The organism is Azovibrio sp., assembly GCF_049658005.1.
GTDB lineage: Bacteria > Pseudomonadota > Gammaproteobacteria > Burkholderiales > Rhodocyclaceae > Azovibrio.
In genome coordinates this window covers 1-20,909 of sequence record NZ_JBASOH010000110.1, presented here as the reverse complement: position 1 = coordinate 20,909, position 20,909 = coordinate 1, and the positions used below count along the sequence as shown (strand labels likewise).

The 20,909-nt window shown below is 63.2% G+C and carries 21 protein-coding genes; 14 read left to right on the top strand and 7 right to left on the bottom strand.

Translation table 11 applies throughout. From position 1 onward, the window contains the following. The first annotated feature begins 1 nt into the window (after position 1). The 5 genes from WBH99_RS10090 to WBH99_RS10070 are packed head-to-tail and all read left to right on the top strand — an operon-like array spanning position 2 to position 3,072. Positions 2–937 (top strand): CysB family HTH-type transcriptional regulator, encoded by a 936-nt coding sequence (locus WBH99_RS10090; protein WP_424219954.1) that lies wholly within the window; start codon positions 2–4, stop codon positions 935–937. An 8-nt stretch (positions 938–945) separates the two neighbouring features. Next, positions 946–1,344 carry an ArsR/SmtB family transcription factor gene (locus WBH99_RS10085; protein WP_424219953.1) on the top strand — a complete coding sequence of 133 codons (399 nt, stop codon included), beginning with the start codon at positions 946–948 and terminating at the stop codon, positions 1,342–1,344. After that, a complete protein-coding gene (locus WBH99_RS10080) occupies positions 1,323–2,195 on the top strand; it encodes an EAL domain-containing protein (protein ID WP_424219952.1) in 873 nt (290 codons plus the stop codon). The genes WBH99_RS10085 and WBH99_RS10080 overlap by 22 nt, the downstream gene beginning before the upstream one ends. After that, on the top strand, positions 2,192–2,647 hold the full coding sequence (locus WBH99_RS10075; protein ID WP_424219951.1) for a YeeE/YedE family protein: 456 nt from the start codon (positions 2,192–2,194) through the stop codon (positions 2,645–2,647). The genes WBH99_RS10080 and WBH99_RS10075 overlap by 4 nt, the downstream gene beginning before the upstream one ends. Further along, on the top strand, positions 2,644–3,072 hold the full coding sequence (locus tag WBH99_RS10070; RefSeq protein ID WP_424219950.1) for a DUF6691 family protein: 429 nt from the start codon (positions 2,644–2,646) through the stop codon (positions 3,070–3,072). Before WBH99_RS10075 ends, WBH99_RS10070 begins: the two co-directional genes overlap by 4 nt. A 289-nt stretch (positions 3,073–3,361) precedes the next feature. Here the strand turns inward: WBH99_RS10070 and WBH99_RS10065 are convergent, their stop codons facing one another. Both WBH99_RS10065 and WBH99_RS10060 read right to left on the bottom strand, forming a co-directional pair. Next, complete coding sequence (locus WBH99_RS10065) at positions 3,362–4,225, bottom strand: EAL domain-containing protein (protein ID WP_424219949.1); 864 nt, start codon at positions 4,223–4,225, stop codon at positions 3,362–3,364. Positions 4,226–4,481: 256 nt separating this feature from the next. After that, a complete protein-coding gene (locus tag WBH99_RS10060) occupies positions 4,482–4,646 on the bottom strand; it encodes a hypothetical protein (protein WP_424219948.1) in 165 nt (54 codons plus the stop codon). A gap of 344 nt (positions 4,647–4,990) precedes the next feature. On the opposite strand from WBH99_RS10060, the gene cysK reads away from it, so the two are divergent. Genes cysK through WBH99_RS10040 form a run of 4 tightly spaced genes read left to right on the top strand, consistent with a single transcriptional unit; the run spans position 4,991 to position 9,716 of the window. Further along, on the top strand, positions 4,991–5,977 hold the full coding sequence (gene cysK, locus WBH99_RS10055; protein ID WP_424219947.1) for a cysteine synthase A: 987 nt from the start codon (positions 4,991–4,993) through the stop codon (positions 5,975–5,977). A 41-nt stretch (positions 5,978–6,018) separates the two neighbouring features. Then, entirely contained in the window at positions 6,019–6,963 is a 945-nt protein-coding gene (gene epsC / locus WBH99_RS10050; protein WP_424219969.1) for a serine O-acetyltransferase EpsC, read from the top strand. Continuing rightward, the gene (locus WBH99_RS10045; RefSeq protein ID WP_424219946.1) at positions 6,956–7,885 is read left to right on the top strand and encodes a family 2A encapsulin nanocompartment shell protein; all 930 of its coding nucleotides are present in this window, start codon (positions 6,956–6,958) and stop codon (positions 7,883–7,885) included. Before epsC ends, WBH99_RS10045 begins: the two co-directional genes overlap by 8 nt. Then, positions 7,872–9,716 carry a family 2A encapsulin nanocompartment cargo protein cysteine desulfurase gene (locus WBH99_RS10040; RefSeq protein ID WP_424219945.1) on the top strand — a complete coding sequence of 615 codons (1,845 nt, stop codon included), beginning with the start codon at positions 7,872–7,874 and terminating at the stop codon, positions 9,714–9,716. Before WBH99_RS10045 ends, WBH99_RS10040 begins: the two co-directional genes overlap by 14 nt. Before the next feature lie 121 nt (positions 9,717–9,837). Here the strand turns inward: WBH99_RS10040 and WBH99_RS10035 are convergent, their stop codons facing one another. The 3 genes from WBH99_RS10035 to WBH99_RS10025 are packed head-to-tail and all read right to left on the bottom strand — an operon-like array spanning position 9,838 to position 12,428. Beyond that, entirely contained in the window at positions 9,838–10,584 is a 747-nt protein-coding gene (locus WBH99_RS10035) for an arginyltransferase (protein ID WP_424219944.1), read from the bottom strand. Between the two features lie 2 nt (positions 10,585–10,586). Further along, complete coding sequence (gene aat, locus WBH99_RS10030) at positions 10,587–11,297, bottom strand: leucyl/phenylalanyl-tRNA--protein transferase (protein ID WP_424219943.1); 711 nt, start codon at positions 11,295–11,297, stop codon at positions 10,587–10,589. Positions 11,298–11,303: 6 nt separating this feature from the next. After that, on the bottom strand, positions 11,304–12,428 hold the full coding sequence (locus WBH99_RS10025; protein ID WP_424219942.1) for an ABC transporter ATP-binding protein: 1,125 nt from the start codon (positions 12,426–12,428) through the stop codon (positions 11,304–11,306). A 58-nt stretch (positions 12,429–12,486) separates the two neighbouring features. Between WBH99_RS10025 and WBH99_RS10020 the strand changes: the two genes are divergently transcribed. Further along, positions 12,487–14,115 carry an ABC transporter permease gene (locus WBH99_RS10020; RefSeq protein WP_424219941.1) on the top strand — a complete coding sequence of 543 codons (1,629 nt, stop codon included), beginning with the start codon at positions 12,487–12,489 and terminating at the stop codon, positions 14,113–14,115. Positions 14,116–14,173: 58 nt separating this feature from the next. On the opposite strand, the gene WBH99_RS10015 is transcribed toward WBH99_RS10020, so the two are convergent. Together WBH99_RS10015 and WBH99_RS10010 are read right to left on the bottom strand one after the other, a co-directional pair. After that, positions 14,174–15,163: a Fe(3+) ABC transporter substrate-binding protein gene (locus WBH99_RS10015; RefSeq protein WP_424219968.1), complete on the bottom strand. Its 990-nt coding sequence runs from the start codon at positions 15,161–15,163 to the stop codon at positions 14,174–14,176. 200 nt (positions 15,164–15,363) lie between these two features. Beyond that, on the bottom strand, positions 15,364–15,894 hold the full coding sequence (locus tag WBH99_RS10010) for a C40 family peptidase (protein ID WP_424219940.1): 531 nt from the start codon (positions 15,892–15,894) through the stop codon (positions 15,364–15,366). 126 nt (positions 15,895–16,020) lie between these two features. On the opposite strand from WBH99_RS10010, the gene WBH99_RS10005 reads away from it, so the two are divergent. From WBH99_RS10005 to WBH99_RS09990, 4 genes are all read left to right on the top strand, one after another. Beyond that, the gene (locus WBH99_RS10005) at positions 16,021–17,145 is read left to right on the top strand and encodes a response regulator (RefSeq protein ID WP_424219939.1); all 1,125 of its coding nucleotides are present in this window, start codon (positions 16,021–16,023) and stop codon (positions 17,143–17,145) included. Positions 17,146–17,191: 46 nt separating this feature from the next. Further along, positions 17,192–19,084: a propionate--CoA ligase gene (locus WBH99_RS10000; RefSeq protein ID WP_424219938.1), complete on the top strand. Its 1,893-nt coding sequence runs from the start codon at positions 17,192–17,194 to the stop codon at positions 19,082–19,084. A 540-nt stretch (positions 19,085–19,624) separates the two neighbouring features. Further along, entirely contained in the window at positions 19,625–20,530 is a 906-nt protein-coding gene (locus WBH99_RS09995; RefSeq protein WP_424219937.1) for a DUF6036 family nucleotidyltransferase, read from the top strand. A gap of 138 nt (positions 20,531–20,668) precedes the next feature. Next, positions 20,669–20,909: transposase family protein (locus tag WBH99_RS09990; RefSeq protein ID WP_424219936.1), on the top strand; the 241-nt coding region annotated here is incomplete at its 3' end.

Genomic DNA, 20,909 nt, shown 5'->3' with positions numbered 1-20,909 from the left:
GATGAACCTGCAACAACTGCGCATCGTGCGGGAAACCATTCGCCAGGATTTCAACCTGACGGAAGTGGCCAACGTCCTTTACACCTCCCAGCCCGGCGTTTCCAAGCACATCAAGGATCTCGAAGATGAACTGGGCGTGGAAATCTTCGAGCGCCGCGGCAAGCGCCTCCTCGGCCTCACCGGTCCGGGCCGGGAACTGGCCGGGGTGGTGGAGCGCATCCTGCTCGATACCCAGAACCTGCGCCGCATCGCCGACCAGTTCGCGAGCCGGGAGACCGGCCATTTCGTGGTGGCCACCACCCACACCCAGGCCCGCTACGCCCTGCCCAAGGTGATCCAGTGGTTCAAGGAGGACTACCCCAAGGTGCACCTCACCCTGCACCAGGGCAGCCCGCGCGAGATTGCCGAGATGCTGCGGGCGGGGGAGGCCGATGTGGGCATCGCCACCGAGGGCCTCGATGGCAACGACGATCTCGCCACCTTTCCTTGCTACCGCTGGCGCCATGCGGTGATCGTGCCCCAGGGCCATGCCCTGCAAAGGCTGGAAAAGCTGACCCTGGAAGCCATCGGCGACTATCCGATCATCACCTACCACGCCGGCTTTACCGGCCGCTCCCACCTCGATGCGGCCTTTGCCCAGGCGGGCATCGTCCCTGACGTGGTGCTCTCCGCCATCGATGCGGACGTGATCAAGACCTATGTCAGCCTTGGCCTGGGAGTGGGCTTGATCGCCTCGATGGCCTTCGACCCGGAGCAGGACCGGGGCCTCGCCCTGCTCCTGGCGGACGAGCTCTTCCCCCTCAACACCACCCGGCTGGCGGTGCGAAAGGGGGCCTGGCTGAGAAGCTATGCCTATGCCTTCATCGAAAAAGTATCGGCCGAGCTGTCCGAGCAGGTGGTGAAAGACGCCATTCGCCAGAACGGCAAGGTGGAGTAGGGCCGACCATGGAATTTTCCGAAGCCGACATCATCCATACCGCGGCTGTCATCAAGTCCATGGGGCATCCCATGCGCTTGGGCATTCTCTGCTTCCTCGGTCAGGGGCCTGCCTGCGTGCAGGACATCAACCAGGCGCTCGGAAGTTCCCAGTCGAATGTCTCCCAGCATCTGGAGATATTGAGCAATCGTCGCCTGCTGCAGTCGCGCAAGCAGGGCAACCGGGTGTTCTACACCATCCGGGATGCGCGCCTGCTGGCCATGCTGCCGCTCATTCGTGAATTGTTTTGTCCGGATCTGCGACAATACACGCAACAAAACGCGCAACAAAACACGCAACAAAACGCGGGCGGTGCGCAAGCGGATCATCTGGAGGGATCTGAACCATGGAAGTCGAGTCTGCGGTGAATACCTTGTTGCGCTATTTCGATGCTGTCCGCAGTGAGGAGCAGGACGATTCCTGCCTGCGCCTTCTGGCCGGGGAGGTGCGGGGCCGTTTCAAGGGGGTGGAGCTGAAAAGCGTTTTTCAGCCCCTGTTCCCCGGTCGTGCCGGCCAGAGCATCGCGCATGAAGCCCTGTTGCGGGCGACCGACCGGGAGGGGCAGCCCCTGCAGCCCGCCGACGTCTTCGGTTTTCCCAGCTGTCCGGAAGAAATGTTGTTTCTCGATCGCCTCTGCCGGGTCGTGCATGCGGGCAACTTCGTGCGCCAGGCCCTCCCGGGTGATCTGTTTCTGAACATCGAGGGGCGGCATCTGCTGGCTGCCTCCAATCACGGCCAGACCTTCGAGTCGCTGCTCAAGGTCTGCGGCCTGACGCCGGAGCGCATCGTCCTGGAAATCCTGGAGGCGCGCATCGACGATCTGGAACGGCTGCAGGAGGCGGTGGCCGGCTATCGCAGCCGGGGCTACCGGGTCGCCATCGACGACTTCGGTTGCGAACATTCCAATTTCGACCGGCTCTGGCGTCTCAACCCGGACATCATCAAGCTGGACCGTTCCCTGATGCTGCAGGCAGAAGCCAATCCCCGGGTGCGGCGGGTCTTGCCCAAGCTGGTCGAGATCATCCATGAGCTGGGTGCCCTGGCCGTGTGCGAGGGCATCGAAAACCGGACCCAGCATGATCTGGCAGTAGATGCCGGGGCCGACTGGCTGCAGGGGTTTTTCTATGCGCGCCCGGCCGCCGAGCTCTGGCGTCAGCCGGTGCGGGATGCCGGGGCGCAGCAATTTTTTGAGGCCGAGCCGGAATGGGCATTCACATGAGCATCGATTGGCTGCAATTCACCCCCTGGACGGCACTCGCCGGCGGCGGATTGATAGGTCTGTCCGCCGGCTTGCTGGTGACCGGGCTGGGCCGGATCGCCGGGATCAGCGGCATTTTTGCCGCCATGTTCCAGTCCCGGGAGCCCGGCAATGGCTGGCGCTGGGCGTTTATCCTCGGGCTGCTGCTGAGTCCCTGGCTCCTCCAGGCGCTGACGCCGGAAGTCCCGGTTTTTCCCGAATTCGAGATCACCCATCCCCGGCAATGGCTGGTGCTGGCCGTGGCGGGCCTGCTGGTGGGCTATGGCACCCGCATGGCCAATGGGTGCACCAGCGGCCATGGCGTGTGCGGCCTGGCGCGCCTCTCGCCGCGCTCCCTGGCGGCCGTGTCGATCTTCATGGGCAGCGCCATGGTGACGGTGGCCCTGCGCCACCTGTTGGGGGGCGCGTCATGACGATTCTGCTGGCCCTCCTGGCGGGCCTCATTTTTGGCTTGGGACTGCTGCTGTCCGGCATGAGCAATCCGGCCAAGGTGCTCGGTTTTCTTGATATTGGCGGGGCCTGGGACCCTTCCCTGGCGTTCACCATGGCCGGCGCGATCAGCGTGGCCATGCCCTGCTTCTTCTGGGCCAGGCATCATTCCCGCACCTGGCTGGGACTGCCTCTGGAACTGCCGGCCCGGACCGGGGTGGATCGGAAGCTGGTGCTGGGAAGTGTGTTGTTCGGCATCGGCTGGGGGCTTTCCGGCATCTGCCCGGGACCGGCCCTGGTGGGCTTGGGGGGCGGGTTCCTGCCCGCAGGCGTGTTTGCGCTGGGCCTTTATTTCGGCATCGTGCTTTATAGCCGGATAAATGAACCGGTGCAGCGCCCCGACGCGTGATTGGCCCGGCAGAAGGCCAGGGCATTTTGGCCCAGGTGGGGCAGATAATGGCCACCTTCCGGCCACCTTCCGGCCACCTTCCGGCCGCATTCCAGTAACGGTCCAGTAACGCTCGCCTTCCCGCACGGCGCATCGAGGGTCCAGAGCCCGCCGGCTTTTCTCGCTGCCAGCGCTGGCAGCCAGCGCCGACCGTGCCATGCTCCACAAGCCAGCGCGCTCCGCTTGCCGGGGCCCGGATCCATCGTCCTACCGTGCTTGGCCTCGCGTTCTGCTCCCGGCCTGTCAGGATTCAGGCGGCATCGAGTTGCTGGAACGGGAGGCAAGTTGGCTGCCAGGGTGCAGGCGTGGCGGGATCTGCCTCGTTTTCCCCCCGGATCAGCCGGCGCAGGGGGGCGTGAGCCTGGAGCAGGTCGATGCTGGAAGCCTGGGCGCCCTGGCGCAGAGCCTTGGTATCCACGCCTTCGATCAGGGTCAGGGCGCCTAGCGCCTGAATGCGCCGGGTGGCGGCTTCGAGTTGCTGCGGCGATTCCAGCAGGCTCGGGTCGAGGCGCACGATGCAAGGTTCGAGGCGCGCCAGCTGTTCGTAATCCAGATTCACCCGGCCAAAGCGGTGAATGGCGATGCGGTAGCCACGCTGCTTGTAATTGGCGACCGCCTGCTCCAGATGTGCCTTGGCCTCGATGCCGTCGATGTCCAGTTCCAGAGTGATCTGTTCCGGGATCAGGCCGCAAGGGCGCAGCAGTTCCTCGAAGGCCAGGCCGTGGTCGGCGGGCACGCTCAGCACATGGCGGGGATGCACCGTGAGTAGCAGATTGCCGCGCACCTGATGGGTCAGGTAGTTGAGCGCGTGCAGGGTGCGCACCAGCCGGTCCAGGTAGATGAATTCCGCATCATCGGAAGGCAGCACGAACACGGCATGGGGTTCGAGCGCGGCCCTGCCGTTCAGGCTGAAGGCCTGCAGGCGGGCGGCGTGTCCATGCACCTGACCCGTGGCAGTCTCGACGATGGGCAGGAACAGGGAACCGAGTTGCAGATTGGCAAAGTGGGCCAGCACCTTGCCCTGCTGGGCAAAAAAGGGCGCCGGGGGCTGCAGGGCAGGGGTATGGCCCTGGCTGCGGGCGTTCAGATAACGAACCAGATCGGTGAGGGGCATGATGTTTCCTTCGGGGCCGGAACAGGGGCCGGAACAGGGGCCGGAACAGGGGCCGGAACAGGGGCCGGAACAGGGGCCGGAATAAAGGCCGGAATAAAGGCCGGAATAAAGGCCGGAATAAAGGCCGGAATAAAGGCCGGAATAGGGGATGGCATTGTTGTTGTGCCGGCGAGTTTGCCCGGGCGGGCTGCGGGGGGGAACGAAGAAATATGCATGAGCATATTCCCGCGTCTGCCTTGTATGGCAGGCAGCGGCGTCAAGTGCAGCGTGGTCTGTCCGGCATCCTGACCGCCCGGCCTACCCCGGCCAGCAGCAAGGCGCGGCTCGTGATGGCCTCCGTTCGGGCGCCCGGCGGGTCCACCCCCATGGCCTGCAGGGCCTGCGTCAGCACCACTTTTTCTCGCCTTTTGGCTGCACCCATCGGGTGACGCCTGCTAATTCGTTGAAAGTGGCTGCCAGTTCAGCGTTGCGCGGCTTTATCTGAGCGCAGCTGCCGGAAACAGGATGAATGGCGGCGAGAGGGGTCCGGGCAAGGCCACTGGACTTCATCGAGAGGCAAGCGCCCCACCTCAGGATGGGGAGGGTCTTTGATGAGGGGCTGTTTTCGGGAGAACCCTCGGGCAGGTCCGGCTTATTCAATCGGGATTGAAAAGCTTAGAAGGATTTCGTCGTTAGGGTTTGCGGTTTGATCCGCTAAATTGCCTTCCAGTTCTCTACAGCGCGGATCATCTTTTTGTTCCGGCTGTCACTCGACTGGAGGTTTCCATGAGCTTGTATGACAACAACGCCCAGTCCATCGGGCATACCCCCCTGATCCGTCTTCACCGCATCACCGATGGCGCGGGGGCCGTGGTGCTGGCCAAGATCGAGGCCCGCAACCCGGCCTACTCGGTCAAGTGCCGGATCGGCGCCGCCATGGTGGAAGACGCCGAACAGCGTGGCTTGCTCGGGCCCGGCAAGGAACTGGTGGAACCCACCAGCGGCAACACCGGCATTGCGCTTGCCTTCGTGGCCGCCGCCAAGGGCATTCCCCTGACCCTGACCATGCCCGAGACCATGAGCCTGGAGCGGCGCAAGCTGCTGATCGCCTTTGGCGCCAGGCTGGTGTTGACCGAGGGCGCCAAGGGCATGGCCGGCGCCATTGCCAAGGCGAACGAGATTGCCGAATCCGATCCGGGCAAATATGTGCTGCTGCAGCAGTTCAAGAATCCCGCCAATCCGGCCATCCACGCAGCCACCACCGGGCCGGAAATCTGGGAAGACACCCAGGGCAAGGTCGATGTGTTCGTCTCCGGGGTGGGGACCGGCGGCACCATCACCGGGGTCTCCCGCTATCTGAAAGAGATCCGGAAAAAACCGGTGCTGTCCGTGGCGGTGGAGCCGGAAGCCAGCCCGGTGCTAACCCAGAAGCGCAACGGCCAGCCGCTGCAGCCCGGGCCTCACAAGATTCAGGGCATTGGCGCCGGCTTCGTGCCCGATGTGCTGGATCTTGCCCTGGTGGACCAGATCGAGCAGGTCAGCAACGAGGAGGCCATCCTCTTTGCCCGCCGCCTGGCGCGGGAAGAGGGCATCCTCTCCGGCATTTCTTCCGGGGCCGCCGTGGCGGCGGCGGTACGGCTGGCGCGGCAGCCCGGGTTTGCAGGCAAGACCATCGTCGTGGTACTGCCGGATTCCGGCGAGCGCTACCTGAGTTCGGTGCTCTTCGAGGGCCTGTTCGATGCTTCCGGGGTAGCCCTCGGGGTGACCCCGTGACCGCCTTTGCCGCCGGACAGGAAGCGCCCCTCCAGGGCGGCCTGCGCCTCGATATCGACGGAATCGTGGCGGAACTGCGCAGCCTGCGGGTGAAATCCCTGCAGACCCGGCAGCGCATCGGCCGGCCTCCCAAGCTGCCCTCGCGCAAGGCTTTGGTGGACATTCTCGATGGCCTGGCGGCGGCCCTGTTCCCGAACCGGCTGGGGGCGCCGGAACTCACCGACGAAGGGGTGGATTACTACGTCGGCCACACCCTCGACCATACCTTGCGGGCGCTGTATGAGGAGGTGCGCCGGGAACTGCGCTTCGTCGCCAACCTGGACTCTGAGTCAGGGGAGGAAAGCGCCCAGGCCGCCGCCATCGTCCATGATTTTGCCGCCCGCCTGCCGATGGTGCGCAGCCTGCTGGAAACCGACATCCGCGCCGCCTATCAGGGTGACCCGGCGGCCAGGAGCGTCGATGAGGTGCTGGTCTGCTATCCGGGCATCACTGCCATCACCCACCATCGCCTGGCGCATGAGCTCTACCGGCTGGGGGTGCCGCTCCTGGCCCGCATCATCTCCGAGATCGCCCATTCCACCACGGGCATCGATATCCATCCGGGGGCCCGCATCGGTGCGAGTTTCTTCATCGACCACGGCACCGGAGTGGTGATCGGCGAGACCTGCGTCATCGGCGAGCGGGTGCGCATCTACCAGGCCGTCACCCTGGGCGCCAAGCGCTTTTTGGTCGATGAAAAGGGCGAGCTGATCAAGGGCGGCGCCCGTCATCCCCTCGTCGAGGATGACGTGGTGATCTATGCCGGCGCCACCATCCTGGGCCGCGTCCGCATCGGCCGGGGGTCCTCCATCGGCGGCAGTGTCTGGCTCACCCGTAGCGTCCCTCCCAATAGCCACATTACCCAGGCCCAGGCCCGCAGCGATGTCTTCGAGGCGGGCGGGGCATCTGATTTCTTTCACCACCTCACAGGAACACGACATGTCTGACATTCATGAAGCACAAACCGCACTGGGCGACGTCGCCGCCCGTACCCTGGCCAATGCCACCAAGACCGTGCCGATGCTGCCCAGCATCAGCCCGCGCTGGCTCACCCACCTGCTGCACTGGGTGCCGGTGGAGGCGGGTATCTACCGGGTCAACCGGGTCAAGGACGATTCCCGGGTGACCGTGGACTGTTCCAGCCGCGACGAGCGGGAATTGCCCCAGACCTTCGTCGATTACGAAGAATGGGGCCGGGAATACATGCTCTCCGCCGTGAATACGGTGCTGGACGTGCACACCCGGGTCTCCGACCTCTACAGCAGCCCCCACAACCAGATCCAGGAACAGCTGCGCCTTACCATCGAGATCATCAAGGAGCGCCAGGAAAGCGAGCTGATCAACAACAAGGAATATGGCCTCCTCAACAACATCGCCGCCGGCCAGCGCCTCCAGCCCCGTACCGGCACCCCCACGCCGGACGATCTGGACGAACTGATCGCCAAGGTCTGGAAGGAGCCCGGCTTCTTCCTGGCGCATCCCACTGCCATCGCCGCCTTCGGCCGGGAATGTACCCGCCGCGGCGTGCCGCCCCCCACGGTTTCCCTGTTTGGCTGTCAGTTCATCACCTGGCGCGGCATTCCCCTGATCCCCAGCGACAAGCTGAAGATCGAAAATGGCAAGACCAGCATCATCCTGCTGCGTACCGGCGAGAGCCGCCAGGGCGTGGTGGGCCTCTACCAACCCAACTTGCCGGGCGAACAGAGCAAGGGTCTGTCGGTGCGCTTCATGGGCATCAATCACCGGGCCATCGCCTCCTATCTGGTTTCCCTCTACTGCTCCCTGGCCGTGCTGACCGAAGACGCCATCGCCGTGCTGGAAAACGTCGAAGTGGGCAAATACCATGAGTACCACCATGAATACCAGTAATTCCAGCCTCACTCCCCCTGCCGGCCTGGTGGCTTTGGCCGGGTTGGGCAGCGGGCCGGGAGAGGCGCTGCCGGAAGATTTTCCGGGTGAGGCCGAACTCTCCCGGCTGGCGAGCGAGCTGTTCAATGCCCTGCCGCAGACCTGGGTGCCGGGGGAAACCTGCCCGGAGCTGGCCAGACAGGCCGTTACCGCCCAGTCCATTGGCGCCCGCCAGGAGTCGCCCCCGCCCGGCGGCAAGCCCCGGCGGGGCGATGGGCCTGCCCAGCAGACGCCCCCCTCTGCCCTGCCCTTTGCCGAGTCATTTGCCGAGTCATTTGCCGCACCCTCTGCCGCACCACCTGCCGCACCACCTGCCGCACCACCTGCCGCACCCTCTGCCGAGGCATTCTTGGGGGCGGCCGTTCCCCGCTTCGAGGTGCCCCTGCCCGGGGTGCGCGAGCTCGAAGCCCTGGCGGCTTATGTGAAACAGGTGGAGCGGAGCCGCCAGGTACTGCGCCAGCCTTACTATTTTCTCGAGGCTGAGCCGCCGTTTGCGCCTGGCATTGAGGTGCCGGGCAGTTACGGTCATGAGCGCTTTTTGCCCCCCCAGGCCCTGCCGGGCCAGGCTTTTGACGTACAGGCCCTGCGCCGGGACTTTCCCATCTTGAAGGAAAGGGTCAATGGCCGCCCCCTGATCTGGCTCGACAACGCCGCCACCACCCAGAAGCCCGAGAGCGTCATCGAGCGGATCCGCCATTTCTATACCCACGAGAACTCCAACATCCACCGCGCCGCCCACGAACTGGCGGCGCGGGCGACCGATGCCTACGAAACGGCGCGGGAGAGTGTCAGGCGTTTCATCAACGCCCGTTCGGCTAATGAAGTGGTGTTCGTGCGTGGCACCACCGAGGGCATCAATCTGGTGGCCCAGAGCTGGGGCCGGCAGCACCTGAAGCCGGGAGATGAAATCCTCATCACCTGGCTAGAGCACCACGCCAACATCGTGCCCTGGCAGCAACTCGCCGCCCAGACCGGGGCGGTGCTGAAGGTGGCGCCGGTGGATGACCTGGGCCAGGTGCGCCTGGAGGAATATGAACGGCTGCTCGGTCCCCGCACCCGGCTGGTGTCCTTCACCCAGGTGTCGAACGCCCTGGGCACCATCACCCCGGCCCGGGAGATGGTGCGGCTGGCCCATGCCCAGGGGGCGAAGGTGCTGGTGGACGGGGCCCAGTCGGTTTCCCACCTGCGTGCCGACGTGCAGGCCCTGGATTGCGACTGGTTCGTCTTTTCCGGTCACAAGGTGTTCGGCCCCACGGGCATTGGCGTGGTCTATGGCAAGGAAGCGCTGCTCAATGCCACCGAGCCCTGGCAGGGCGGCGGCAACATGATCCGCGACGTGACTTTCGAGCGGACCCTGTACCACGCTGCACCGGCCCGTTTCGAGGCCGGTACCGGCAACATCGCCGACGCCGTGGGCCTGGGGGCGGCCCTGGAATATGTGGAGCGGGTCGGCATCGACAACATCGCCCGGCACGAGCACGACCTGCTGCGCTATGGCACCCGCCTGCTGGAAGACATTCCGGGCCTGCGGCTGATCGGCAAGGCGGCGGACAAGGCCGGGGTACTCTCCTTCGTGCTCGAAGGCTACAAGACCGAGGAAGTGGGCGCGGCGCTCAACCGGGAAGGCATCGCCGTGCGTTCCGGCCATCACTGCGCCCAGCCCATCCTGCGCCGCTTCGGCGTCGAGGCCACGGTGCGGCCGTCCCTGGCGCTGTACAACACCCAGGCCGACCTGGACGCCCTGGCAGCGGCGGTGCGGCAGTTGCAGCGCGCCAAGGGTGTGCGCGGCTAAGTTCATCGCCTCTTTATCCCTGGCATGGCTCCTGCGGGAGCCATTTTTTAATCAGGGAACCCAACCGGAACAACCCTGCGAACCCACGCCCCGGAGGGTAGGTATCCCAACCGTATCGGGGCTAAAGGTCCAGCTCACGGGGGGAGAGATCGCGCCAGATGCCCTCGATGTAGCCCTGGATGGGGCGAAAGTTACCCTTGTAGGCCATCTTGGGGCTTTCCTTGATCCAGTAGCCCAGATACAGGTAGGGGAGGTCGAGACTCTGGCAGAGCTGGGCTTGCCAGAGGATGTTGTAAGTGCCCAGGGCGGCGCCGGGGATGTCCGGGTCGAAGAACGTGTAGACGGAGGAAATCCCGTCATCCAGCACATCGATGATGCTGACCATGAGGACCTTGCCGGCTTCGGAAAACTGGATCAGGCGGGTATCCACCTGGCTTTCGAGCAGGAACTGGGCGTATTGCTCACGGCTGTCGTCGTCCATGCCGCCGCCGGGGTGGCGCCGGGCCTGGTAGCGGACGTAGAGCTCGTAGTGTCCGTCATTGGGGAGTAGCGGCATTTCCCGGGCCTCGAGGTACGAGTGTTTTTTCAAGGCCCGGCGCTGGCTGCGCGTGAGCTGGAGCCGGTCCACCGGGAGTCGTACCGGGGTGCAGGCCCGGCAGCCATCGCACCAGGGGCGATAGGTGAACAGGCCGCTACGGCGAAAACCGGCATGTACCAACTGACTGTAGATGGGCGTATCGATCAGGTGGGCCGGGGTGGCTACCTGGGAGCGGGCCTCCCGGTCTGCCAGGTAGCTGCAGGGGTAGTTGGAGGTGGTGTAGAACTGCAGTAGCGAGAAGGGGAGGCGGGAGTCGTTGAGGGCGGACATGCTCATGAATTCCAGGTGAACGCTGCACCCGCTTGGGGCCATCGGGCAGGAGGCATGGGAAGCTCCGACAACTGCTGCAGGCGGGCAATGAACTGGTCACGGGGAATTTCACGGGCGCCCAGGGAGGCCAGGTGTCCGGTTTTCATCTGACAGTCGATCATGCCGAATCCTTCCTGCTGCAAGTAACGGATCAGGTGGGCAAAGGCGATCTTGGAAGCATCGGTACGCCAGGAAAACATGGATTCTCCATAAAACATGCCGCCCAGCGCAACTCCATACAACCCCCCGACCAGCTTGCCATCCATCCAGGTTTCGACTGAATGGACGTAGCCGAGTTCATGGAGTTCACCGTAGGCGGCCCGAATCCCGTCGGTGATCCAGGTGCCGTTTTGTCCGGGCCGGGGGGTCTGGGCGCAGGCCGCGATGACGCGATAAAAGGCGCTATCCAGTTTGACCTGGAACTGGCCTTGGCGCAGGGTCTTGGCCAGGGAACGGGAGAGACGGAATTCCTCCGGGAATAGAACCATGCGCGGGTCCGGGCTCCACCAGAGTACCGGCTGGCCATCGGAAAACCAGGGAAAGATGCCCTGCCGGTAGGCGTCCAGCAGGCGCGCCGCCGAAAGTCCGGCTCCGGCAGCCAGGAGGCCATTCGGATCGGTCAGGGCTCGCGCCAGGGGAGGGAAGGGGGCATCTTCTTCCAGCCAGGGGATCATGGCAATTCACCCGGCCAGGCTGAGCATCCGGCTGGCCGGCAGGTCCGGGGCCGGATGGGATTTGAAAGCCACCACATGGTCTACATCCAGGCGGATACCGATTTCTTCACCCAGGGCATGGTCATGGTGGCTGGGAACCAGGGACAAAACCCGGGTGCCGCCGGCCAGTTCCAGGGTGTAAAGGAAATCGGCGCCCCGGAAGGCCTTGTTCAGCACCTTGGCCCGGGTAGCGCTGGCATCGTCGTGAATCACGTCATCCGGACGCAGCAGTACATCCACATTGCAGCTGTGGTCAGGGCGCTTGCCATTGCAGGTGCCGCAACCCTTGCTGCATTCCACCGGCGCAACGGAATCCAGCACGCCCAGGGCGATCCGGACTTGATGCTCGCCGATGACCTGGCCGGGCACCAGCACTCCCTGGCCGATGAAGTCGGCCACGAAACGGTTGGCGGGCTGGTGGTACAGCGTGTAGGGGGTGTCCCATTGCTGGATGCGGCCTTCGGCGACGATGCCGATTTCATCGGCCATGGCAAAGGCTTCGTACTGGTCGTGGGTGACCAGGATGGCGGTGGAGCCTTCCCGCTTGAGGATGTCACGCACCTCCAGGGAGAGGCGTTCGCGCAGATCCACGTCCAGGTTGGAGAAGGGCTCGTCGAGCAGGATCAGTTCCGGCCGGGGGGCCAGGGCCCGGGCCAGGGCGACCCGCTGCTGCTGACCACCGGAAAGTTCATGGGGAAACTTGTGGCCCTGGCCGGAAAGGCCCACCAGGGTCAGCAGGTGATTGACCCGTTCCAGTTTTTCAGCCGCGCCCTGGCTGCCCAGGCCGAAGGCCACGTTCTGTTCCACCGTCAAATGGGGGAACAGGGCGTAGTCCTGGAATACCATGCCGATCCGGCGTTTTTCCGTGGGGAGACGAAAGCCGGGGCGGCTGACGCTGGCGCCCTGCAGGCGAATTTCGCCGCCGGCCACTTCTTCAAATCCGGCAATGCAGCGCAACAGCGTGGTTTTGCCGCAGCCCGAGGGACCCAGCAGACAGGCAATCCGGCCGGCTTCGACTGCCAGGCTGACGTTCTGCACCACGGTCTGGGTGCCGTAGCGCTGAACGAGATCGATGATTTCGAGTTGGGCCATGGCGGCAAGTCCTTTGTAGAGTGTCGATTATAATTCGCAACTCCGCGAGAGCTCATGCATGCGCAACTTTTCCCCTTTCCTGATTTTCCCCCTGTTGATTGCCGCCCTGGCGGCGCTGCCGGTCATCAGTGTCGGCCTCAATCTGCTGGCAGGAGGAACCGGCGCCACCTGGAGCCATCTGCTTGATACGGTACTGGGGCGCTACATCAGCAATTCCCTCTGGCTCTGCCTGGGCGTTGCGACCGGTGTTGCCTTGCTGGGGGTGGCGACGGCCTGGCTGACCGCCATGCACGAATTTCCCGGACGGCGCGTTTTCGAATGGGCCCTGGTGCTGCCCATGGCGGTGCCGGCCTATGTGATGGCTTATCTTTATACCGACCTGCTCCAGTTCGTGGGCCCGGTGCAGACAGGGTTGCGGGAGTATTTTGGCTGGAGCCGCAGCGACTACTGGTTCCCGGATGTGCGCACCCTCGGAGGAGCGGTGGGCATGTTCGTGTTCGTGCTCTATCCCTATGTCTATCTGCTGGCCCGCAATGCTTTTCTGGAGCGGGCGAGTGGCATGCTGGAAGCGGCCCTGACCCTGGGCGTGGGGCCCTGGCGGGCATTTTTCCGGGTGTCCCTCCCCCTGGCCCGGCCGGCGATTGCCGCCGGCGTCGCCCTGGCCCTGATGGAAACCCTGGCTGATTACGGTACCGTGGCCTATTTCGGTGTCGATACCTTTACCACCGGCATCTACCGGGCCTGGTTTTCTCTGGGCGACCGGACTGCTGCGGCCCAGTTGTCGGCGGTGCTGCTCGGCTTCGTGATCCTGCTGGTGATGCTGGAGCGCACTTCCCGGGGCCGGGCCCGCTACAACAACACCACGGGCCGTAATCGGCCCATGCCGGGGCAGCATCTCAAGGGGGGCGCTGCGCTGCTGGCATTTCTCATGTGCTGCCTGCCCCTGGTGCTCGGGTTCTTGCTGCCGGCAGGATTGTTGCTGCGCATGGCGCTGCTAGATGGTGATGCCCAATTCGGCAGCCGTTTCTTTACCCTGGCCGGCAACAGTTTCTTTCTGGCCGGCATGACGGCGCTGCTGGCGGTACTACTGGCCCTGCTGCTGGCCTATGGCGCCCGGCTTTCCAAAACCCTGCTGGCCCAGGGACTCAACCGGGTAGTGGGTCTGGGCTACGCAGTCCCGGGGGCAGTCATTGCGGTGGGGGTGCTGATTCCGGTCACCCGCCTGGATAGCTGGCTGGCGGGGAGGTGGGAGAGCTGTTTCGGGGTCAATCCCGGGCTGATCCTGACCGGCGGCGTGGCGGCGCTGATTTATGCCTATCTGGTGCGCTTCCTGGCGGTGGCCCTGCAAACCGTGGAAAGCAGCCTGGGCAAGATCACCCCCAGCATGGATGAGGCTTCCCGCAGTCTGGGCCTGGGCCAGTTTGCCACCTTGAAGCGGGTACATATACCGATTTTGCGCGGCAGCTTGTTTACGGCCGGCCTGCTGGTGTTCGTGGATGTGATGAAGGAACTGCCCGCCACCCTGGTGATGCGCCCCTTCAATTTCGATACCCTGGCCACCCAGACCTATACCCTGGCGGCCGATGAACGACTGGCTGAAGCCTCGACCGCCGCCCTGGCGATTGTGGTGGTGGGCCTGCTTCCCCTGATCGTCCTGTCGCGCCAGATTGCCAGTCGCCGCAAATAAAGCACAAATAAAAACCCCCGCCAGGTGGGGGAAGGTCTTGCGGGGTTCCGGGGGACGATCAGCGCAAGCCGACCCGGTCAAAAATGACTTGGGCCTTGGCCCGGTACATGGCCAGGGAACCCACGGGCAAGGTGTCCATCTTGAAGGTGCCGAGGCTATCCAGGGCAGGGTTCCTGACCTTGACGCTGGCGACTACCGGCCATTCGTTATTGCCCTCGGCAAAGTAGCGCTGGGCTTCATCGCTGGCCAGGTATTCCAGGAATTTCACGGCGGCTTCCTTGTGTGGCGCGTACTTCAGCATGCCGCCGCCGGAGACATTGATGTGGGTCCCGGAAGTCGTCTGGTTCGGCCAGATGATGCCAACGGCGGCCATGGTCTTCTTGTCATCGGCCTTGTCGGAACGCATCAGGCGGGCCACGTAATAGGAATTGGCAAGGGCTACCCCACACTCGCCGGCCGCCACAGCCTTGATCTGGTCGGTGTCGCCTCCCTTGGGCGCACGGGCAAAGTTGGCAACCAGGCCCCTGGCCCAGGCTTCAGCCTTCTGCTCACCTTCGTGAGCGATGATCGAAGCCATCAGGGACAGGTTGTAGGGGTGGGAGCCGGAACGGATACAAACCTGATTCCTGAGGGCGGGGTTGGCCAGGTCGGCGTAGTTCCGGACCTGCCCGGCTTTTATAGTGGCTTTGTTATAGACGATGACCCGGGCCCGGCTGGAGAAGGAGAACCAGTCGTCGGTGCGCAGATAGGCGGGGATCCGGGTTTCCAGGGTCTTGGACTTGACCGGGGCAAACAGCCCCAGTTCGTGGGCGGCAGCCAGGCGGGCGGCATCCACGGTCAGCAATACGTCGGCGGGGCTGTTGGTACTTTCATTCTTGATCCGTTCCAGCAACTCGTCTTCCTTGCCTTCGATGCGGTTGATCTTGATGCCGGTCAGCTGGGTGAAATGGGTGTAGAGATTTTCGTCGGTCTGGTAATGGCGGGCAGAATACAGGTTGAGCACCGTTTCCTGGGCCTGGGCGCCAGGCGCAGTAAACGCCAGAAGCATGGTCAGCAAGGGGATTTTGGATGACATCAGAGGGACTCCGTCGTAGCGTTTTGGAAGGACAGGCCGTGATTCTAAAGGGCTTGATCGACGGTGTAAATGATAATGATTGTCAAGAACCCGTCAATCGGGGAAAAATCGGGAAAACTTCGGGCGAAAAAAAACCACCCGCGAGGGTGGTTCCTGGCGTGCAGGGCAGGGGGCTAGTCAATCACCCGACGGGCGCCGTTGTAACGCTGCACCCAATAGCTGTTCTGCATGCTTTCGACTCGCACGGCACTGCCGGCCCGGGGGGCATGGAGGAAATAATTGTCACCCAGATAAATGCCGACGTGGGAAAAGGCTCGGCGCATGGTGTTGAAGAACACCAGGTCACCCGGTTTGAGTTCTGACTTGTCGACTTCTTCCCCGTGCATGGCCTGTTCCCTGGCCGTGCGAGGCAGGACCAGCCCGGCCGCTTCGCGGTAGACGATCTGAACATAGCTGCTGCAGTCCAGGCCACTGTCCGGATCATTGCCGCCCATGCGGTAATTGATGCCAACTAGCTCCAGCCCTTTCAGGATGACATCCTGGGCCGCATTGGAGTAACGTTCGAAAAAGGATTTTTCATCGTTCTGGCGCACTGGCTCGGCACTGCCTGTGGTGCTGTAGGAAGCCATTGTGGCAAGCGTCAGAATCAGGGCGAGAGATTTGAAGGGCTTCGACATGGGGTCGCAATTTAGGCGAATACTCATGTTTTGTAAACCACTCAATGGCATGGCACCTGGGGCGCAATTGCTGTTTATAATTCGTAATCATGAATTATGCGACGATATCCCCGGGTCTGATGCTGCCTTTGCTGGGCAGGGGAGTGTTGGACCATGGCTGATTTGCCGCGCGTTCTGATCGTTGATGATTCCCGCATGGTACGTGCCTCACTGGCCCGGCACCTGAAGGGGATCTATGAAGTGAAGGAAGAGGGGGATGGAGAGGCAGCCTGGCAGACGCTGGTGCTGGACCACACCATCGCTGCCGTCATCTCGGATCTGCAGATGCCGGTGCTGGATGGCTTTGGCCTCCTGGAACGGGTACGGGCCTGCAAACTCGCCCGTCTGCGTGATATTCCCTTTGTCCTGATTTCCGGCGAGGAGGATCAGGAGGTGCTGGCACGGGCGGAGCGGCTTGGCGTTTCTGATTTCATCGACAAGGGGATCAATGCGGTGGAGTTGAAGACCCGCCTGGGGCATCTGCTACAGCACGCCATGACCCGGAAGAGCCTGGAAGAGGCGCGGACCCAGCAGGTTCAGGACGCGGGAACCGGATTGTTTACCCGCAAATATATCGAGCTGCAGGCGGCCCAGGCGCTTTCTCATGCTTTTCGCCACCACGGCGAGGCCAGTGTCATGGTGATCGGTTTCGATGGTTATCCGGCCCTGGTCGAGCAGATCGGCGAAGCCAGGGTGGCGGAAATGGGGGTGAGATTCGCTCGACTGGTGGCGGGCAAGATCCGCCGGGAAGACAGTCTCGGCCATTTTGAGGATGGCCGTTTTGCGATTGTCTCTCCAGGGACTGCGCCAGGGGCCTGCATTGCCTTTGCTGACCGGGTGCGCCGGGCCGTGGCCGATTCGGTGGTTTCCACGGGTGGCAAGCGCCTGGCGCTGACCATGAGCGTCGGGGTTGCCAGCGTGCCGGTGGACCGGGTCATTTCCGCCAGCAGCCTGCTGACGCTGGCGGCGACGCGGATGGACGCTGCCATGGCGGCAGGCGGCAATCGTACCGAGTCCGGCGATCTGGCCGGGCAGGTGCCGGCGCTGCCCCTGACCATGAATCAGGCCCTTGAATTATTGCGTGACCAGCGTCCCGAAGCCGTCGTCAAACAACTGGGGCGGCTGGGGCGGCAATTGCTGCCCATGCTGCAACTGTTGCAGCAGGAACTGGGGGTGGAATTTCCCCTGGATGTGTTGAAGAACCGTCTGGCAGATCGGGAGCAGCAACAACCCGACTAGTCCTTTTTATTTTTTTTGCAGATGACACCAAGGAAGAGGGAGTCTCATGACGACTTACAAAGAATTTCATAAATATTCCATCGAAAATCCGGATGCGTTCTGGACCGAACAGGCCCGGTTGGTGGACTGGAAGGAACCGTTCACCCAGGTTTGTGATTATTCCCGCACGCCTTTTGTGAAGTGGTTCGTCGGCGGCAAGACCAATCTGTGCCACAACGCGGTGGACCGCCATGCGGCCAGGCGTCCCGATGCCCGCGCCCTGATCTACGTCTCCACCGAGACCAACGAAGAGCGGATCTACACTTATGCCGAGCTGCAGCGCGAAGTCGAGCGCATGGCCGCGATCTACCAGAGCCTGGGCGTCAAAAAGGGTGACCGCGTCCTGATCTACATGCCCATGATTCCCGAAGCCTGCTTCGCCATGCTGGCCTGTGTCCGGATCGGTGCCATTCATTCCGTGGTGTTCGGCGGCTTTGCCTCCGGTTCCCTCGCCACCCGCATCGACGATGCCCAGCCGGCCCTGATCGTTTCCGCCGAGGCCGGCATGCGCGGCGGCAAGGCTGTGCCCTACAAGCATCTGCTGGACGACGCCATCGACATCGCCGGGCACAAGCCGCCCAAGGTGCTGATGGTCGATCGCGGCCTGGACTCCGGATTCAACCGGGTCGAAGGCCGGGATGTGGATTACGCCAGCCTGCGCGAGCGCTTCCTGGACGCCCGGGTGCCCTGCGAATGGCTGGAATCCTCCGAACCTTCCTACATCCTCTACACCTCCGGCACCACCGGCAAGCCCAAGGGCGTGCAGCGGGACACTGGCGGCTACGCCGTGGCCCTGGCCTCCAGCATCCAGCACATCTACTGCGGCAACGAGGGCGAGACCTTCTTTACCACCTCCGACATCGGCTGGGTGGTCGGGCACTCCTACATCATCTACGCCCCCCTGCTCGCCGGCATGGCCACGATCATGTACGAAGGCACGCCGCTGCGTCCCGATCCCGGCATCTGGTGGAAGATCGTCCAGGACTACCAGGTCTCCGTCATGTTCTCCTCCCCCACGGCGGCGCGGGTGCTCAAGAAGCAGGACCCGGCCTATCTGCACAAATACGACATCTCCAGCCTGCGGCACCTGTTCATGGCCGGTGAGCCCCTCGACCAGCCGACGCACGAATGGATCATGGGCGAATTGGGCAAACCCGTGATCGACAACTACTGGCAGACCGAAACCGGTTGGCCCATGCTGGCCGCCTGTCACGGCGTGGAAAAGACCAAGCTCAAGTTCGGCTCCCCCAGCTTTCCGGTCTATGGCTACAACCTCAAGATCTATCGCGAAGATGGTTCCGAGTGCGAAGCCAACGAAAAGGGCATCGCCGCCGTGGTGCCGCCGCTGCCGCCCGGCTGCCTCTCCACCGTCTGGGGGCAGGACGAGCGCTTCATCAGCACCTACTTCTCCTTGTTCAAGGACCCGCTGGTCTATTCCTCTTTTGACTGGGCGATCAAGGATGAAGAGGGTTACTTCTACATCCTCGGCCGTACCGATGACGTGATCAACGTCGCCGGGCACCGCCTCGGCACCCGCGAAATCGAGGAAGCCATCCAGGGCCACAACGCCATCGCCGAAGTGGCCGTGGTGGGCGTCGAAGACAAGATCAAGGGCCAGATTCCCATCGCCTTTGCCGTGGTCAAGGATGCCTCCCGGATCGCCACGGCGGAGCAGCGGGCCGAGCTGGAAAAGGAAGTCTTCAAGGTGGTGGACGATTCCCTGGGCGCCATCGCCCGTCCGGGGCGCGTTCATTTCGTCACCGGCCTGCCCAAGACCCGTTCCGGCAAGATGCTGCGCCGTTCCCTGCAGGCCCTGGCCGAGGGGCGCGATCCCGGCGATCTGACCACCATCGATGATCCTTCCACTCTGGATCAGATCAAGGCCCTGCTGGCAGGCTGACCTCGGCTTCCGGAACCTCCCCGACGGCCCCCATGCGGGCCGTTTTTCATGCGCTCTGCTAAACTGCCAGGCTATTCGAACGGCAAATTTTCATGGCTATTCGTAAAAGTGGGTGGGCGCCAACAATGGGCTGATGTATGTCACGCCAGCCAGAAGTCGTAAAACAGTGATGCAAACATCGTCGCTTCACTGTACAGATGTGCTATCGAAAATCGTAAATTCTTGTTGTGGCGGAGGTGGGTGCAATGACGGCCAGAGATGCTGAATCAGCATTGCTTACCCGGTGCACTGTCGTCGCTCGGGAGGCCGAGCAATCGGCGCAAGACCAACGCGAGGCCAATGTGTTCCGCTTGGCCGCGATGGTCGTCCGGTCCCGCTTCCCCGGTGAGTCGCTGCGCTTGATGCAGGCGAGCGAACGGTACTTCGCCTCACACCCGAATGACAGGCTGGCACCAGCGGATGTCGTCAGGAAAGGCTGGGTTCTGAGCCTGCCTCGCCTGCGCGACATGCTCAGTCACCGATTCCACGGGCATTGAATCCATGGCGACGAATCCAGCCTTTCATACCCGCACTGCATTGGCGAAAGGTCTGCGAGAGCTGTTCAAGCAACTTGAGGAACGGCTCTCGCTGCGCAACCCGGTGAATGTCTACTTGGCTGGGGGAATGGCGGTCCATCTCTACACGGCCACTCGCGTCACGACCGATGTGGACGCGGAATTCGGAGGGCGCGTTTTCCTTCCGAACGATCTGATGGTTGAGGTGACTCTTGAAGATGGCACTCAGCAGGTTGTCTATCTCGACACCAACTACAACTCGACCTTTGCTTTGATGCACGAGGACTATCGGGATGACTCCATCCCCGTAGACCTCGGTATGGAGCAAATTCGTGTTCATGTCCTTTCTCCTGTTGATCTGGCCGTCAGCAAGATCGCCCGGTTCGCCGACCACGACAAAGAGGACATTGCCGCCTTGGTTCGCCTCGGCCTGACGAGCGCTGACGAGATCGAGCATCGCGCCACAAGCGCCTTGGCGGGTTACGTCGGCGGTCAGGCCATGTTGAAGTTGAATCTGCGGGATGCGCTCGTTTTGGCTCGCGAGGTCGAAAGCGAGCGGATCGCGGCTCTGCGATTGGCCGAACTGCCGCGTCTGGAAAAGCGTGCCGGAGCAGCACGCACCTTCTGGCAGCACGCCACCGAGGCCATCAAGGCGCATGGCGCTGATGGCGTGAACTGGGCCGATGTCGAGCGAAAGACCATCGTCGAAAGCATCGCGGAGCATGGGCAAGAACCTTCGGATGTCGCAGACGTGATCTGCCAGCACAGTCCGGGTGCTGTGACGAAGGTAAAGCAAGACGATGTGCGAGCCTTGGTTTCCGGGCTTGCCCCAGAACTCCAGACGCAATATGCCAAGGCGCGAGACGAAGGGAGACTTCGAGATGTACTGTGAGCCGCAAGGGGCGTTCTTCCCGATGGATGGGCGTGCTGCTTCACTGATCGTCCTGCATGAGTTTGCCGAACCGTTTGGCTGCAATGGCAGTACCGCTTACAGCGATCACCTCTTTGAATACATGCGGCGGGCCTGACCATGCCCGCCAACATCCTGAACCTGCCGCAGTACCGGGTGCTGCGGGTGGAGGAATCCGACCACGACTACCGCGTCACCGCCGAGCCGGTGGACCTGACGGCTGCCTGCCCGCACTGCCAGTCCGACCGCCTGACCTCGTGGGGCACCCGCGAGCAGGTATTCAAGGACCTGCCCCTGCACGGCAAGCGCGTGGGCATCGGCATCGACACCAAGCGGCTGCGCTGCCAGGCCTGCGGCAAGA